Source organism: Paraburkholderia kirstenboschensis (assembly GCF_904848585.1).
In the GTDB taxonomy this organism is placed as follows: domain Bacteria; phylum Pseudomonadota; class Gammaproteobacteria; order Burkholderiales; family Burkholderiaceae; genus Paraburkholderia; species Paraburkholderia kirstenboschensis.
Genome location: NZ_CAJHCR010000027.1, coordinates 50,538 through 66,031 on the forward strand (window position 1 = coordinate 50,538; position 15,494 = coordinate 66,031).

The window sequence follows — 15,494 nt, forward strand, 5'->3', positions numbered from 1 at the left end:
CTGTACTCCACTTCGATGAGGCATCGCTCGCGTGGCTAGCGGCGAGGAACTCTGCGTCGGTTTGAAAATGCGGCTGGACTCAGGTGGATACGGCCCCATCTCGAACGTGTATCGCTTCGCCGCCTTTTCCTGTTCCGACAACAGCCTGGCGGAGACCATCAAGGGCGGCCCTAACGGCGCTCCGGGCAACCGCGTCCTCCCGCCAGTACATGGTGACCGACCCAACGACCGAAAGTGGGAAATCGATAATTCCGAGAATCTGCATCCGGTTGAGTCGCAGCGCCGGTCGGTGGGATGCAACGCCTATCAAATTGCTTCCCGTTAGCAGAGAGGTATTGAGCGTCGCGGAATTAGACTCGACGAAGTTGCCGGGCAGGTTCTTTCCAGACTCTGCTATCGCCAGGTCGAACGCGGTTCGCACCGGCGTCCCTTTGGCCCACAAAGCCCAACCGTAGCCCGATATCTGCTCCCAGGTCGGCTTCTTTATTTTGAAAACAGGGTGATTGATACGAGCCACGATGTGAATCGGCTCCACATACAGGATTTCCGAACGAATATCGGGATTCTGAAAATCGATGCCTGTTCTGCCGACCACAATATCCAGCTGGCCCGAGCTCAACTTCTCACGGAGCGTTTCGACGGCGTTTTCTTCGATACTCACATGGACGGTCGGGAGGTTCTCGACGACTCGCAGGACAGCCATCGGCACAACGGTATCGACGGACGATGCGCCAGCAATACCCAGTGTCACGATGCCTGCACCGCCCGCGCGCATTACAGCCATGTCGTCGCGGGCCTTGTCGAGATGGGCCACGATTCGACGCGCGTGGTCGACCAATGCTTCTCCGTAGATGGTCGGACGAATACCTCTCGCGCGGCGTTCAAATAGAGGCAACCCGACATCTTCCTCAAGCTCCTTGAGCCATTTCGACAAGCCTGGCTGCGTCGTGTGAAGCTCATCCGCAGAATGGCTCATATTGCCGGTTCGCGCCAGGCTCAGAAGCATTTGCAGGTTGCGCAAGCGAAGGCGGTCGGTCCAATCCACAGTAATGTCTCCACGACATAGGTATGTCAAAGGTGGCATACCTCATGACATATTCCCAGTGTTATCTGCATGAATTCTTCGGCATATTAATGCTGGTGTCTATCCTTATCGACACCAGCCAAGATCGCTTTCGACCAGGCGCTATCGGTGCGGCAATCGTCCAGCGATAGCGCCTCGTAAAACTAGAAGCGCCTCCTTCGGAGGCATCAAGGAGACATCACTGTGATACAACGTTTTGGCGGCAGGGTCGCGCTTGTGACCGGCGGTGCGGCGGGTATCGGCCGCGCGGTCGTTGACCGCATGGTGGCCGAAGGAGCAACAGTCGTAGTTTGGGACATCAACGAAGAGCGTCTTGCTAGCTGCAGGCAACTGCACGCTGCGCATGTGTTGACGCAGCGCGTTGACGTCACCGACGCCGGAAACATCGACCGCGCATTAAGCGAGGCGATGGGACAATTTGGCCGTCTCGACATCGTCGTGAATGGTGCGGGACTGATTGGCCCGAACGGCCCCTTCTGGGAAACCACGCCAGAGGAATGGGAACGAACGCTACGGATCGACCTGACCTCCGTGTTTCTTGTTTCGCGTGCAGCAAGGCCGCTTCTTGTCGCCAATGGCTGGGGGCGCATCGTCAATATTGCTTCTGTGACAGCAAACGAAGGACCAAAAAACCTTGCTGTGTATGCCACATCAAAGGCAGGTGTTGTCGGACTAACCAAATCGATGGCCAAAGACCTTGCGGGTACCGGTGTACTGGTGAACGCCATCGCACCTGCGCTTATTGCAACCGAATTACTCGGGCAGCTCACGAAGGAGTATTACGAAGCCGCCCTGTCGAGAATCCCTCTCGGCCGCGCAGGCACGCTCGACGAAGCTGCGGCACTCATAACATGGCTTTGCTCCGAAGAGTGTTCGTTCTCAACGGGAGCGGTTTACGACCTTTCGGGCGGGCGCGGCATCTAGAATTCGAAGCTAATACCCGCCGCGCGAGCGCGGATCAATCGTGCTCGCGCCGGTCATCGATTCCTACCCGCTGCCTGCTCAGACACGCGTTCCTGCCGTTGCTAACTTCGTCGACGCAGCACGCTCAGCCGCAAAACGTCCCGCGCGGCGCCCCGACACCATCGCCCATCCGATGTGATGACCATGTCCGGCGAGAATCACCCCACCTTGCCCAGCTGAACCCGCCGCGTACAGTCCAGGCACCGGGTCCCCCGTGCGATTTATAACCTCGTGGTCTCGGGACACGGCTAGACCGCCTTCCGTGAAGACAATCCAGCTCTGCACGGGGCCGAGCGCATAGAAGGGGCCTCTCGATACGGGCTGCCGCTGGTCACCAGTCGACTTGCCTGGCTGGAGCTTCGCGTTGTGCTCGTCGATGGCCGAGCGCAAGGTCGCGGCCGCAACACCGATGTCTTCTGCAAGCCTCTCTACCGTCGAAGCTTTGTGGTAGAGATCCTTCCGTGTACGTCGGTAGTCGTCGAGATAAGCGTACGAAATCCCCGGGGCCGTCGACACGAAATTGGGCCACTTCTCGAACATCTGCGCTACCCGGTCATCGAATACGAGGAAGGCTTCTTTATTCGGCTGATTGGATACCTGCAACTCCGGCTTGTTAAGCTCGTCCGCAAACCGGGCGCCGCGACGGTTCACCAGAATTGCACCTGCCCTGAGCAGGGATGGCTCAGGCGCGAGCGATGCAGTCATGAACTTGGTAATGAACGGCCGGAACAAGGACAACGGCAGGTTGGTCAGGGCAAACTGCATGGGCGCGGTGATGAGACGGTGCGGCGGCAGTCTCCTGAGTAACGTGTCTTTCGCCGGCGCCTTGAACCGCATACTCGGTCCCCACATCACATCCGGGTTTCGAATCCATGCTCCGACTGTCTCAGCCATCACGTGACCGTCGCCTGTGCTCATCGGATTGATGGCGTCAACGTGTGAGACATGAGGAAGATTGACCTTCTTCAACGCAGGGCTTGCGCTGAAGTCGCCACTGGCGAGGATGACACCACCGCGCGCGATAAATTCGGTTGCTCCAGACGCATCCTTAGCCACGATGCCGACAACCTTGTGGTCATCGACCACGAGTGATTGCGCACGCACACTTAGGCGCACGTCGACACCGAGACGCTTACATTCCCGGGAAAGGTAGTAGGGATATGCGCGCGAGTTCGGCAACACATTGTGCATCCTTGGCTTCTGATGCGGGGGCTCCGGCATTGGACCGTAGAAGCTGAGTCCGATGCTAAGCAGCCATTTGAAGGTCTCGGGGATATTGTCGACGAGAACGCGACGCAATTCGAGATTCTCCTTCGATTCGAGTTCCGGCGGCAGGAACAATGACATGTCGCTGAAATGCTCGTCCGGCGTGTCCACTAGTCCCTTGCGTTTCTGGAACGGGGTGCCAGTGGAAGTAATCGACCCGATCGACAGTCGAGTCGTGCCGCCCAGATGAGGGTTCTTTTCAAGAACGATTACTTTGGCTCCGGCACTCGCCGCAGAGCAAGCCGCAGCGAGTCCGGAGCCACCGCCTCCAACAACGATTACGTCAGCGAATTCCTGACGCATCCCATTCGTGTGCAAATCTCTATGCAAGGCTATCTCCTTCGATGCTCGACTCATTGAATCGGCTCTACCGAGGCGTTCTCGTGCTCTCAGTTGCCGACTTTTTGTAGGGTCGGCAGCAAGCGCAGACCAATTTGCGTACCGGTGACTGCAAGGTCGGATTTACCCGCCGCATTCATCGCGACCCGATATCCGAATGTGAGGGCCGGGCCGAGCGTCGTGCCTGGGCCGGGATACGTACCCAGCATGACCGACGCCATGTCATTACCGCAGGCGTAGAGGCCCGCTACGACGCGGTTCTTTTCGTCGAGAACCTGACCGTCACCATTGGTACGCAACCCCGTGCTGGTCGCAATCTCCGCGGGGTAGACCGCGACTGCCGCGAACGGTCCTTGCCTGATTTCAGCCAGACACGGATTTGGGCGCACCTTCGGGTCCCCATTGAACCGATTGAGCTCTGTGTCACCCTTCCCGAAATCGAGGTCTTTGCCATTGCGTGCGAACTGGTTATATCGTTCAATCGTTTCCTGCAGCGCATCGGGCCTAATCTTCAGCTTCCCCGCAAGCACATCAAGCGTCAAACCCGTTATGAGATATCCGGAGCTCTCGAACTTCGACAGGTTCCTGGTGCCGGGGTAGATGGCACCCAGTCCGTATCGCGTAATAAAGCCGGTTTCACAGATGAGATATGCCGGCATTGTTGGCGACACCGGGTGCGATGCATACATGCCCTGAACGAAGTCATGATATGAAGCTGCTTCATTGACGAAACGCTTGCCCGCGCTATTCACAGCAATGAGACCGGGCTTTGCGCGGTCAAGCGAAAGATGAGGAAAGAGACCTTTCGTTCCGTCGGAACGCCGCGTAATTGAGACCGGCGTCCAGAATGCACCATCTCCATGCTCTTCAGGCCTCACGCTTGCGCCGTATTTCAGGCCCAAGGTGATGCCATCGCCCGTGTTGCTTTCGCTGGCGACAGAATGTTGCGGAGTAGGGCGCGGCATGAATTGCTTGCGCAACTCCCTGTTGTGACCGTAACCCCCAGTAGCGAGAACCACGCCTTTACGAGTCCGGACGCGTTGGTTTCCAGACCCGGTTCGGACCACGGCGCCAATTACCGCATTTCCATCGCGAACCAGTTCAGTGACCGTGGACTCGAAGAGGATTTCTACCTTCCGTTTTTTCAGGCTGTAAAAGAGTCGCGCGACAAGCGCATTGCCCATGACCACGCGCGTGCCGCGTGAGTATCGGGTTCGGTCGAACACATAGCGGGCGAAGAGCTTTCCCGAATACATGAAGTTTGACACGGTCTTGAAGCGGCCCAGCAGCCTGGGAATGTCCTCTTTGCCGGCCATCATCCCGCTGAGAACCATGAACTCGGGAATGGGCGGGCGAACGCGTTCAAAGTCAGCGCCTAAAAGACGGCCGTCGAAATTTTCAGGGACCAGTGCACGACCTGAAACGGCGGCGCCATCGAGGTCCCGATAGTCCGGATGCTTTCCGCATGGGTTAAAACGCACATCGGACTTTGCCCGAAGGTAGTCGACTACCTGCGGCCCGGTCTGAAGATAGACCTGACGCAGACCTGAGTCATCCCGCCTCCCGCTCAGCTTCTCCATGTAGACGTGGGCAGCTTCTGCCGAGTCTGGATATCCTGCGTCGAGGCTTTGACGGTTGCCGGGAATCCAGATTGAGCCTGCCGAGGTAGATGCCGTTCCGCCAACCTGGCGTGATTTCTCGATAACCAAAGGCGTCAGGCCTTCCAGCGAGGCCACGAGCGCCGCGGTCATTCCGCCGGCGCCAGCGCCTAAAACGAGTAGGTCAACTTCCCGGTCCCATTTCGTGTTGGTGGTCATAGCCGTCTCCTAGACGCCGGCGAGAGCGCGGGCCCCCGCAGTTTGTTCGCTGCCCAAGGTTCGGATGATTGACTCTCCAGTCAGCATCCCGAATACGCTCGACTTCGAAAGACCGCCCGAGTAGCCAGCTGCCCCGCCTTGTCCTTCAAGGCCACCGGTACACGCTCCCGCCGCATACAGTCCGGAAATCGGTTCACCCGAGTTATCGAGAACTCGACCTTCCGCGTCGGTAGCAATTCCACCCATCGTGTATGTGACGCCCGCGCAAAGTTTGACAGCGTGAAACGGACCGGTCCGGACCGGCCACGCTTTGTACACGGTCGTGGTGCGAGGCGGCTGTCCGTCTGCCTGCCCGGTTTCGCAAATTCGGTTGAAGCTTTCCACTGACGCTTGGAGTGCCGCAGGTTCGAGGTTTAGCTTGCGGGCGAGTTCTTGAAAAGTCTTTGCGGAAATGAGTTCGCCGCCAGCGTTCACCATGTTCGGGTTCGCAGGCAAAATCCAGTCGCGTCCCGGACCGTTCCACGTTGCGTCGTCGAAGACAACGACGGCAGTGAGTGGGTCATCGAGTCCGGCAATTGCATTCGCGATATAGACGCCACCGAGACCCTCATCGCAAAAACGCTGGGCGCGACCGTCGAGAACCATGCCTGCGGTGGTCAGGGAATCGACGACCGGGTATGGCCACAGCCCAGGGTTCGTCATTGCCTTGAGGTCGTGAACGTGACCATAAAAGCGGTCAGTGCCTATCAACTTCGCTCCGACCGCCTCAGCCATGAGCAGTCCAGAACCTTGTCCCGATTGCGCATTGCGCTGCAGTAACTGCTCCGGCCGCTTCGAAATGAAACGTCGAAGCAGTTCTAGGTTGCCTTGAAATCCACCGTCAGCGATGACGACTGCGCGGGCCGGCAACTGCTGCACTCCATGGGCACCATTCGACACTTCGACTCCGACGCATCGACCGTCTTCCATTGACAGTCGTTCCGCCTTAATGCCGCGTGACAGCTGCCCGCCACGGGCGGCGAGCCGTTGCCCCAGGGTACGCAGCATCACGTCTCCGGAGCGCCCATGCCAGTTAAGGCCCGTCCGCCGCATGCCCGGAGGGGCCAACGAATTACGCCGCAGCCCATCCGGACCAGCCTTGATAAACCGGACGCCCTGAGCCGAGAGCCACGCGAGTGTGCGGCGTGCGTTCTTTGTAAGAGCATCGGCAAGGGCCGGGTCTGCCGTGTTGCGTGTGACGCGCATCAGGTTCGAACGAACCCATGATGGGTCACCTGTCATGTCGTCCATCGCAACGTGGAAGAGTCCTCCGGTATAGCGGCTGTTACACAGATATGCGTCGTCACTGCTCTTTTCGAGAACGCGGACTCTCAATCCACCCTCCGCTACCTTGTTCGCGGCCGTGAGTCCCGCCAGCCCCGCACCTATAACGAGTACGTCGTATTCTGAATCTCGCGTCATTGCAGTCTCCTTGATATCGACCCGTTAGCTTCAGTACTTCGGCAGAAGGGTGTCGGCGATAATCTTGAGAACTTCAACGTAGCTAAGAAGCAAGACCAGCAGAACGACAGCGCCAACCAATGCCACGGGGTAAAGCCAGGGCGTCGCGGTAGCGAAAGCAAGGTAGCCGAGACCCGCCAGTGTGACGAGCGCGGCGAGGATGGACAATCCCGTGCCTTTCGACACCAGGAACTGAACGATTGGGTACGAAGGAGGAACGAAATTTGGCTGACTCACTTGCAACTCCACAACGAAAAGGTTTCTGGGCAAAAAGCGGGAGCTGGGCGCGATCGAAATGAACCGGGAGCACAACGTCAGTCCGGTGTCGCCGGCCTTACCGGGCCGGGGTCGCGTGCATAAGCGGTGATGGGATGAGCTGAGGATGCAGGCTTGTCTCCAACGCTTATGGTCAGCAGCTGTGCTGCTCTTTCCAGGAAGTATGCGATTGTTGGTATGTCTCGACCAATGAATAAAATGTCTAAACGATACTGTTTTTCATATACATGAAAGCGGCGGAAACCGAGTGCAAAAATGCGCTGGAGTCCCGCCTGCCTTGGCTCTGAGGTTCAGAAGAGGTGGCGGATGCCTGCGCGGACCGCAACCTGCTTTCCCGTATTAGACGGCGTGAGCGCAACCATCGACGCGACGGCACCCTTGCCGGTGGAATCAGTGCCCAGTGCGCGCTGATAGTTCGCGTTCAGATAGAGCGACGTGCGCTTCGAGAGGAAATACGTCACGATTGCGTTGAATGTGTGGTACCGCGCGCCTGGCTTGCCATCCACGCTGCCACCGGTCAGGTAGTCGTACGCGCCAGTGACGTAGAGGGCAGGCGTGATGTACCAGGTGCTGTACATGGAGTAATTATCGAAGCTCGCGTCGCCGGTGTATCCAAGCGGATTCGTAAGAGACAGCGTGCCCGAGCTGGATGCGCCCAGGTCGTCAAATCGAATCCGGTTGTACATGAAGCCACTCGTCACTGGTCCAATAATGTAGATGGCCCCAGCACCATAAGTTTCCAGCCCTTTTGCAGACGCGAAACCCGCGATGATGGGGTTGCTCGTGACGCCGGTAACTGAACCGAGATTGTTCCCGGTCGTGGAGCTCGTCGCGTTGTTCCCCCAGAAGGATTGATTCGGCGAATTGGCATAAAGGTAGGCGGCCGCAATCGTGAACTTGCCGTAGGAGTAGGATGCGCCGAAGGACTTCACGCTGTTCGTCTGGAAACTCGATGCGTTGTTTCCGAATCCGTAGAGAGCGCTGAAAGAAAATCCAGAGTATTTAAGACTACTGAATTTCAGAGCATTGTTGACGCGGAAATCGTTTCCAACGTTATCGAGATCGCTAGGATGGTCGCCGTACGCCCCGACGTACGCTGCAGTGGAAATTGGCCCTAAGTAGTCCACCATCTCGTCATACTGACGCCCAAGAGTCAATTTGCCATAGGGCGTTGCCAGCCCGACATACGCCTGACGGCCAAACAGGTCACCACCTTGCTGAAACTTGCCTGTCCCGACATCGAATCCATTTTCGAGGACGAACAGCGCCGAGTATCCGCCACCTAGGTCTTCAGTGCCCCGGAAGCCGAGCCGGTTCCCCTGAAGGATGCTACTGTTGTTGAACCATTGATGACCACTGACACGACCGTTCGGCGCGCCAGCTTGCGCCACCTGTGCGTTGTTCACGTAGTTGATGCCGTAATCAATGATCCCGTAGATGGTCACGCTACTTTGGGCAAACGCAGAACCGCTGAACGACGCTACTGCGGCGGCGACTGCCGCAAGTTTGACTTTCTGTTGCACGAGTTGTCTCCATTATTGGTATGTTGACCGGATTGTCGAATTGAGATTTTCCGACGCCAAATACTGCTGCATCGAGTGGCAACAACGAGGTTCGTCGAGGTAATGCCTGCATCCGGTTACGCATAGTCGTACCCGCTCTTTCTGGTCAGGCAAAACCTCAGTTCGCTGATGGCCGCTCGTTTATAAGGGCTGTAAAAAGGACCGTAAAATAACTAAATGCTCTGGCCCATACACCGTCAGATATAGCTGGAAGGAAGGGCCGGGGATGAGCCTTGCTCGGCGGAAGGTAAAGCCGCCCCGGGCGGGGCTGACATGGATATCTGCAAGAAAGACGCGGGGCCGCGCTGTGTATATTTACGCGATCAATCGTCGTTATAGACCGGCCTTTATGGACAAGCTCGACGCGTTTGAGCGTGCGCAAGAAAAGACCTCGCATTGAGGGCGAGCCGGGAAAATAGAACGGCGGAGCCGAAGCTCCGCCGTTTTATTCCCTACCACTAGTAGTGCTTGGTCGTGCTCTACTTTGCGAGCGCGTTTGCTTCTTCAATGACTCGATGCAACGCGGCTCCAGCGTTCAGGCCGCCATCCAGCGCAATCTCCTCACCGGTTATGTAGCTGGAATCATCGCTCGCAAGAAACAGTACGAGGCGAGCAGCTTCGGAGAGGGTTCCATGGCGGCCCAGCGGAGTCATGCGGCGGAACGGCTCGAGATGCGTAGCGTTTTCGTTCAGTGGGGTGACAATCACGCCTGGGCAAATCGCATTTACGCGGATAGCATCTTTTGCAAATTCGAGTGCTGACGTCTTCGTGAGACCACGAAGCCCCCATTTACTCGCGCTGTAGGCGGCGTCGTAGTAGCCGGACAGACCAGCAATGGACGAGATGTTTACGATGGCCCCGCCCCCCGCAGCTCTCATTGAAGGAACCACGGCCTTGATACCCAGGAATGCACCCGTTAGGTTGATGTTGAGGAGGTGTTGCCACTTTTCCTCATCCGTGTCCATCACCCCTGTGCGCAGGATGATGCCGGCGTTGTTGACGAGAACGGTTACGTTCCCTGCCCAGCTGTTGACGTCCTCGACCGTGTGGCACCAACCTGCAGCATCGCACACATCAAGGTCGTAGGCTCGCGCTTTCCCACCGTTCGCATTGATGCTTTCGGCAACAGCTTCCGCTTGCTCGAATGCTACATCGCATACCGCTACTGCAGCACCTTCGGCCGCGAAGAGCGTTGCTTCCTCTGCCCCTTGTCCACCACCAGCGCCGGTGATGATCGCTACCTTCCCCGCGAGACGCCTCATTGCTCCTCCTCGATTGTTAGGGGCGAGTCGTCCGCTAAGTGGAACGATTAATTCACCCATGCCATCTTTGCGACCGCTACCACAGAACGGTTCCGTAATTCAGTTCCTCTGGGCCGATGGCATTCTGCAGTATGAGACCTACAGCTATATCCTGCGAAATGAAGAAATCACATGGCTTATGTGAAACCGGATATGGCTGCGCGGCACGTCGCCACGTCGCGCACCTTGCTCTTCAGGCCCAGTGGCGGCTGGGACCGAACTGGAGAAATGGGCTGGCGAGTTAAACTTCATCAGTGCACCCGTTAGCGGAACGACGAGCGACGCCTATCGCAACGACCGTCGGAACGACGTCCCTGGGAGAGCAGCAACGCTGCTTTCCACAGTTCGTACCGATTCCACGAATCCGGTACGTCCGACGACTGTGACGTCATTGACAACGGAATCGCCTCCCGCGAGCGGTGTCTAGCTTCGGCATACGCCTAGCTCGTCTATTCGATGGCGGCAACCTTGCTCCGAGTAATCATGAAAAGCCCGGCTTCGCTAACGGAGAGAAACTTGGGCCCCATCCCCTCGCGTTGCCTGCGATTCCTGCTCAATCACGTGCTCGCGCGAATGCGATGTGCTCAGTTTAGCGACGGCTGCCAGTCGAGGAACCCGTAAGTTAGACGGTCTCGCTTGTCCAAAATCCAGTTTGCGAAGCCGCAAACATATGCGTTGCCTTCGACTTCGGGAAATGTCGGCCAACGAGAGTGCCTCTGTGGACGATGTCCCCGAGGCATGCTGCCATCCGATCGTGGCGCAAACGTCTGTACGTTTCGAGAGGAAGTAGTCGCTCTTGCCGCCGCCGAAATCAGGCAGGCGGCTCCGCTCTTCTTTCGGCCAGTTTGCGATACAACGTCGCTCGGCCAATCCCGAGTAAGCGAGCAGCTTCCGACACATTGCCGCCACAAACTTGCAGCGCGTCACTGATGGCCCGAAATTGCGCTTTGCGCATTAAGTCATGCGCTGAGGGTGGTGCGCATTGTGGCGAACTGCGGCCTCGAACAGTTTCAAAGTCCTCGGCAGTCAGTTTGACGTCGGGGCCGGCCAATGCTAACGCGCGACGCAGCGCATGCGCCAGTTGTCGAACATTGCCTGGCCACTGTGCCGAGCGCAACACAAGCCGTAGTTCTGAGGATACGCGGGATGGCGTCTCTCCCGCCTGAGCCAGTAGCGTGTCCAGAATTGCGTCAAAGTTACTTCGTTCGCGCAGTGGCAGCAGGTGCAACTGATAACCGGCAATCCGGTAGAGCAGGTCTTCCCGAAAGCGACCGTGTTTCACTGCTAAATGCAGATCGTGATGAGTCGCACAAACAAGACACAGATCGACAGGCCGAGCCTTGTTCTCGCCCAGACGGATAACTTCACGTGCATCTAACACCCGCAGGAGCGCCGCTTGAAGGTGCAAGGATGTGTCTCCGATCTCGTCAAGGAACAACGTGCCTCCGTTTGCTGCCTCGATCTTGCCCTCTGCACCGCCGCGACGCGCACCCGTATAGGCACCCTCCACATGGCCGAAGAGTTCGGCTGCCAGCAACTCGCTTGGTATCGCTGCGCAGTTGAGCGTGACAAGAGGACCTTCGGTACGGGGCCCAGATGTATGCAGTGCGCGAGCGGCAACTTCCTTGCCGCATCCTGTCTCGCCAGTAATCAGCACTGGCAAGTCTGCGTGGAACGCGCGCTGGGCGCGCGCGAAGTCAATTTCGATGCGGGCGTCGCCGAAGCAAGGGGCCGACCGGATCGGCGGGGAATTCGAAAACGTAGCACTGGATCGCCACGCGGTCGGAGTCACGGCTGGCGTGCCTGACATCGCGGTCGCCCGTAAGCGAATCCCGTTGTGCACTACGAGCGGTGCGCCTGACGCGGCGCCGTGCCACCGGCCCCGCCATCCATCGAAGCGCTCGCCGAACAAGGCCTCGAAATCAAGACGAGTGAACTGCTGTGGCAGTCCGAGAAGCCGTTGTGCGCTGCGGCTCGCCGCCAATAGTTCGCCATCCTGCCCGAGTGCCAGCCAAGCCTGGGTCGTCGATACCCCCTCCGTCGCTTCACCCGCATCCACGTCAATTTCAAGACGTAGGCGGGCGGGCAGGCGCAAAAACAAGCGCCGCTCGATTCGATGTGCGCAACGCTCAGCGAGCCATAACGCGCTCTGAAGCATGTCCGGCATATCGTGGCTGACATCCACCGCACCGATAACATCGCCCTGAGGGTCGAAAATAGGTGCCGCACAGCAATGGAGAACATGGGTTTTGCGAAATAGTGCTCTGCACCGCAGATGCTGGTGGGTCGCCCTTCGGACATTGCGACACTCATTGCACTCGTACCTACCGCCTGTTCAGATAGGTCAACACCGACGCGAAACGCGTGGCGCAGTTGCGCACCGTGCGAATTGATCGCGCCATCAACAACAAGCGACGCACCATGCGCATCGGTCAGCAACACAGCGTATCCGGCTTCCGACACCGAACGAGCAAGCGATGCAAGCTCCGGTTGCGCCGCGTTGACCAGCACACGGTGACGCTCGAGTAGCCGAGTGACCTCAATATGATGAACCGGTGTGAACTCGACATTTTCGTGAACGTTACGGCCGAACGTTCCGCAGCGCATCCACGAACGAATCAGCGCATCACCGATTTGTTCAGGACGGGCGCAGCCTTCATCAAAGAAGGCGCGGCGGGCTCTCCAGATTGACTCTGGATGGTAGGGAATAACGGGAGCGCGGGGTGACATATCTGTGACGCGAGGAATTTCATTATAAATCGTCCCACGCTGAGCGGCGCCTTGATAGCAGGGTTTGTACCATGCCGCAAGTAGCGAATGGTCAGCGCGACTTTCCAGATTCTGGACCTGTTGTCTCGAAACGAGACTCAACGTGGGACTTTTGGGTCCGCGCGCGCACATGCACTTCGCCTAAGTGCTTGTCACTGCTTGGTTTCGCGGGGCCGGCACCACCGTGGCCCGGCATTTGCATTGAAGACACGCGACGCATAGTTGGCCTCACGCCAATGCACTACCACCAACGGAGACAAACATGAATTACGCGATAAAGCGTAGGCGTCTAATCCAGGCCATTTCGGCCGGTCTCGCTTCGAACCTTGTGGGCCTTCCGACAATGGCGGCGCAACGAACAGTGAAGATTGGCATCGTCTCGCCGGCCTTTGTAAAGCAATTCGGATCTTCCAATGAAGCGCGACAGATGACGATCTATTACCGGGTGTTGGGCACAACACTGGCAACTCTCGTTGGTATATACGCTGTTATGCGGTCGCGCATCGGACTGGCGTTTTCCGCAATGCGTGACAACGAAGAGGGTGTGGTCACCGCGGGGGTAAATTTGCCGTTCGCGCGCTCTCTTTCCTATCTAATTGTGTCGCCTTTTGTTGGAATGGTCGGCGTGCTGGTCACCTTGCAGACCTTGAGGATTTCTCACCTGTCTTCGTTCTCAATGATGGACTGGACAATCTTCGTGTTGTCCGTCACGGTGATTGGAGGCATTGGTAGCCTAGAGGGGCCGATTCTCGGAACGGTGGTCTTCTTCCTCTTGCGCCACTTCCTTCAGGATCTGGGTGTGTGGTACTTGATTGCGCTCGGTAGCCTGGCCGTCGTGGTGATTCTGATTGAGCCCCGCGGTCTCTGGGGCCTGCTACGCAACCATCTCTCGGACGATTCAATTCCGCTGCGGCACCGTGCCGTAGTTCTTTCCTTCAAAACTGAAAAGGAGACTCTCAATGCAAATTGAGACTGCCATCGCTCGCTCACCGTCGAAACTGACCATTGAAACGATCGAGATCGAAGATCCTAGGCCGGGTGAGATCCTAGTCAAACTGGTGGCCACTGGGCTTTGCCACACTGACATCTCGGCACTTGAGGGCATTCTGCCTACGCCGATGCCAATGGTACTCGGCCACGAGGGTGCCGGTGTCGTGATCAAAGTCGGCGCAGGCGTCAGCAAGGTTGAGGTTGGCGACCACGTCGTGATGACCTACACGTACTGCGGCAATTGCCCAAGTTGCGTCGCCCATGACCACACCTACTGTCACTCCTTGCTTCAACTGAACTTCGATGGCAATCGGCGCGATGGCTCGTCACCCTTGTCGAAGGGTATCGAAAAGATCAATGGGCTCTTCTTTGGACAATCGTCCTTCGCCACTTATGCAATCTGCGGCGAACGCAATATCGTAAAGGTTCCGAAGGATGTGCCGCTCGAAATTCTCGGTCCGCTGGCGTGCGGGGTGCAGACCGGGGCTGGGGCTGCAGTGAATTCACTCGAGATTGGCTTGGGGGCCACATTCGTAGTCTTCGGAGCGGGCACAGTGGGACTCTCCGCGGTGATGGGCGCGAAGGTGGCGGGCGCAGCCACAATCATTGCGGTGGACTTATCGGACGATCGACTGGCACTGGCGCGGGACCTGGGGGCGACCCACACGCTGAATGGGAAAACCCAGGACGTGTTGACTGAGATCATGAAGATAACAGGAGCCGGCGTCGAGTTTTCGCTTGACACAACCGGCAACCAAGAAGTGATGGAAACCGCGCTGGCGTCCACCGCTCCGCGTGGCACTTGCGCCTGGCTAGCCGGAGTAAGTCCGGACATGCGTGTGTCAGTCGACCCGACTTTTCTGCTGATGGGGCGCAAGCTAAGGGGAATTATCGAGGGCGATAGTCACGATGCCACGACTTTCATCAACCGCATGATCGACTGGTATCGCGAAGGCCGTTTCCCATTCGACAAACTGATCCGCTTTTATCCATTCGCCGATATCGAGACAGCGATTCGTGACAGTCATACAGGGGAGACGATCAAGCCTGTGCTTAAGTTCGCTTGAACGCCCCCTTTACCGTAAGGACATTACGATGAACGCTCAATTGCAGATGGGACCGAAGGCATGGAGTGAAGCACTCTTCACCGGGGAGTGGTCCAAGGCCACCAACGTCTTGCGTGTAACGGAACCCGCAACCGGCGAGGAGCTCGCGTGCGTAGGACGAGCGTCGGCCGACGACATACGCAAGTCCGCTGCCATCGCGCGGAACGCGCAGAAGTCTTGGGCGGCGAAGCCGCTGCTCGAACGCGCTGCGATATTTCGGCGCGCGGCACAGATCACCGAGCGCCGTACTTCGGAGTTGATGGAATGGATCGTCCGCGAGACCGGCGCCGTTCCACCGAAGGCCATGTTCGAGATAACCTCGGTGATCAATCACATGCACGAGGCCGCGGCGATGTTAACACAGCCAAAGGGATTGCTGCTGCCGTACGATGGTTCGGGCCTGTCGATCGCCCGACCAATCGCTTCGCCACAAACCAGGTCGGCAAGGGAAGGGTAGTCCGCTACCTCCGACTGCGACGATTACCCATTCGACACACCCCGGGCATCACTGCCTAGTCGTA

General features: G+C 57.8%; 12 protein-coding genes. 4 read left to right on the top strand and 8 right to left on the bottom strand.

Features of this window, described 5'->3' with window-relative positions; translation table 11 throughout:
* Window positions 1–79: 79 nt before the first annotated feature.
* The gene (locus JMY24_RS35475) at window positions 80–1,045 is read right to left on the bottom strand and encodes a LysR family transcriptional regulator (protein WP_128598369.1); all 966 of its coding nucleotides are present in this window, start codon (window positions 1,043–1,045) and stop codon (window positions 80–82) included.
* Window positions 1,046–1,267: 222 nt separating this feature from the next.
* Between JMY24_RS35475 and JMY24_RS35480 the strand changes: the two genes are divergently transcribed.
* Window positions 1,268–2,008: an SDR family NAD(P)-dependent oxidoreductase gene (locus JMY24_RS35480; protein ID WP_128598368.1), complete on the top strand. Its 741-nt coding sequence runs from the start codon at window positions 1,268–1,270 to the stop codon at window positions 2,006–2,008.
* A gap of 78 nt (window positions 2,009–2,086) precedes the next feature.
* Here JMY24_RS35480 and JMY24_RS35485 read toward each other — a convergent pair whose 3' ends face one another.
* The 7 genes from JMY24_RS35485 to JMY24_RS35515 all read right to left on the bottom strand — a co-directional run bounded on the left by JMY24_RS35485 (window position 2,087) and on the right by JMY24_RS35515 (window position 12,266).
* Window positions 2,087–3,616 (bottom strand): FAD-dependent oxidoreductase, encoded by a 1,530-nt coding sequence (locus JMY24_RS35485; protein WP_128598367.1) that lies wholly within the window; start codon window positions 3,614–3,616, stop codon window positions 2,087–2,089.
* A gap of 86 nt (window positions 3,617–3,702) precedes the next feature.
* Window positions 3,703–5,469, bottom strand: a complete 1,767-nt coding sequence (locus JMY24_RS35490) for an FAD-binding protein (protein WP_128598366.1) — start codon at window positions 5,467–5,469, stop codon at window positions 3,703–3,705.
* A 9-nt stretch (window positions 5,470–5,478) separates the two neighbouring features.
* A complete protein-coding gene (locus JMY24_RS35495) occupies window positions 5,479–6,930 on the bottom strand; it encodes an FAD-dependent oxidoreductase (protein WP_128598365.1) in 1,452 nt (483 codons plus the stop codon).
* 30 nt (window positions 6,931–6,960) lie between these two features.
* On the bottom strand, window positions 6,961–7,206 hold the full coding sequence (locus JMY24_RS35500; RefSeq protein ID WP_128598364.1) for a hypothetical protein: 246 nt from the start codon (window positions 7,204–7,206) through the stop codon (window positions 6,961–6,963).
* Between the two features lie 329 nt (window positions 7,207–7,535).
* Entirely contained in the window at window positions 7,536–8,768 is a 1,233-nt protein-coding gene (locus tag JMY24_RS35505; protein WP_128598363.1) for a porin, read from the bottom strand.
* Window positions 8,769–9,286: 518 nt separating this feature from the next.
* Entirely contained in the window at window positions 9,287–10,069 is a 783-nt protein-coding gene (locus JMY24_RS35510; RefSeq protein ID WP_201703865.1) for an SDR family NAD(P)-dependent oxidoreductase, read from the bottom strand.
* An 850-nt stretch (window positions 10,070–10,919) separates the two neighbouring features.
* Window positions 10,920–12,266, bottom strand: coding sequence for a sigma-54-dependent Fis family transcriptional regulator (locus tag JMY24_RS35515; protein WP_236597697.1), 1,347 nt, complete (start codon window positions 12,264–12,266; stop codon window positions 10,920–10,922).
* An 873-nt stretch (window positions 12,267–13,139) separates the two neighbouring features.
* On the opposite strand from JMY24_RS35515, the gene JMY24_RS35520 reads away from it, so the two are divergent.
* The 3 genes from JMY24_RS35520 to JMY24_RS35530 are packed head-to-tail and all read left to right on the top strand — an operon-like array spanning window position 13,140 to window position 15,430.
* Complete coding sequence (locus JMY24_RS35520) at window positions 13,140–13,847, top strand: branched-chain amino acid ABC transporter permease (protein WP_128598361.1); 708 nt, start codon at window positions 13,140–13,142, stop codon at window positions 13,845–13,847.
* Entirely contained in the window at window positions 13,837–14,934 is a 1,098-nt protein-coding gene (locus tag JMY24_RS35525) for an NAD(P)-dependent alcohol dehydrogenase (RefSeq protein WP_128598360.1), read from the top strand. The genes JMY24_RS35520 and JMY24_RS35525 overlap by 11 nt, the downstream gene beginning before the upstream one ends.
* Window positions 14,935–14,962: 28 nt before the next feature.
* A complete protein-coding gene (locus JMY24_RS35530) occupies window positions 14,963–15,430 on the top strand; it encodes an aldehyde dehydrogenase family protein (RefSeq protein ID WP_201703867.1) in 468 nt (155 codons plus the stop codon).
* Window positions 15,431–15,494: the final 64 nt, after the last annotated feature.

What these genes read in the sequence shown, in the direction of transcription:
- JMY24_RS35485 (WP_128598367.1), bottom strand. Translation starts at nt 3,616, where the DNA reads ATGCGTCAGGAATTCGCTGACGTAATCGTTGTTGGAGGCGGTGGCTCC.
- JMY24_RS35490 (WP_128598366.1), bottom strand. Translation starts at nt 5,469, where the DNA reads ATGACCACCAACACGAAATGGGACCGGGAAGTTGACCTACTCGTTTTA.
- JMY24_RS35495 (WP_128598365.1), bottom strand. Translation starts at nt 6,930, where the DNA reads ATGACGCGAGATTCAGAATACGACGTACTCGTTATAGGTGCGGGGCTG.
- JMY24_RS35510 (WP_201703865.1), bottom strand. Translation starts at nt 10,069, where the DNA reads ATGAGGCGTCTCGCGGGGAAGGTAGCGATCATCACCGGCGCTGGTGGT.
- JMY24_RS35515 (WP_236597697.1), bottom strand. Translation starts at nt 12,266, where the DNA reads ATGCTTCAGAGCGCGTTATGGCTCGCTGAGCGTTGCGCACATCGAATC.
- JMY24_RS35520 (WP_128598361.1), top strand. Translation starts at nt 13,140, where the DNA reads ATGAATTACGCGATAAAGCGTAGGCGTCTAATCCAGGCCATTTCGGCC.
- JMY24_RS35525 (WP_128598360.1), top strand. Translation starts at nt 13,837, where the DNA reads ATGCAAATTGAGACTGCCATCGCTCGCTCACCGTCGAAACTGACCATT.
- JMY24_RS35530 (WP_201703867.1), top strand. Translation starts at nt 14,963, where the DNA reads ATGAACGCTCAATTGCAGATGGGACCGAAGGCATGGAGTGAAGCACTC.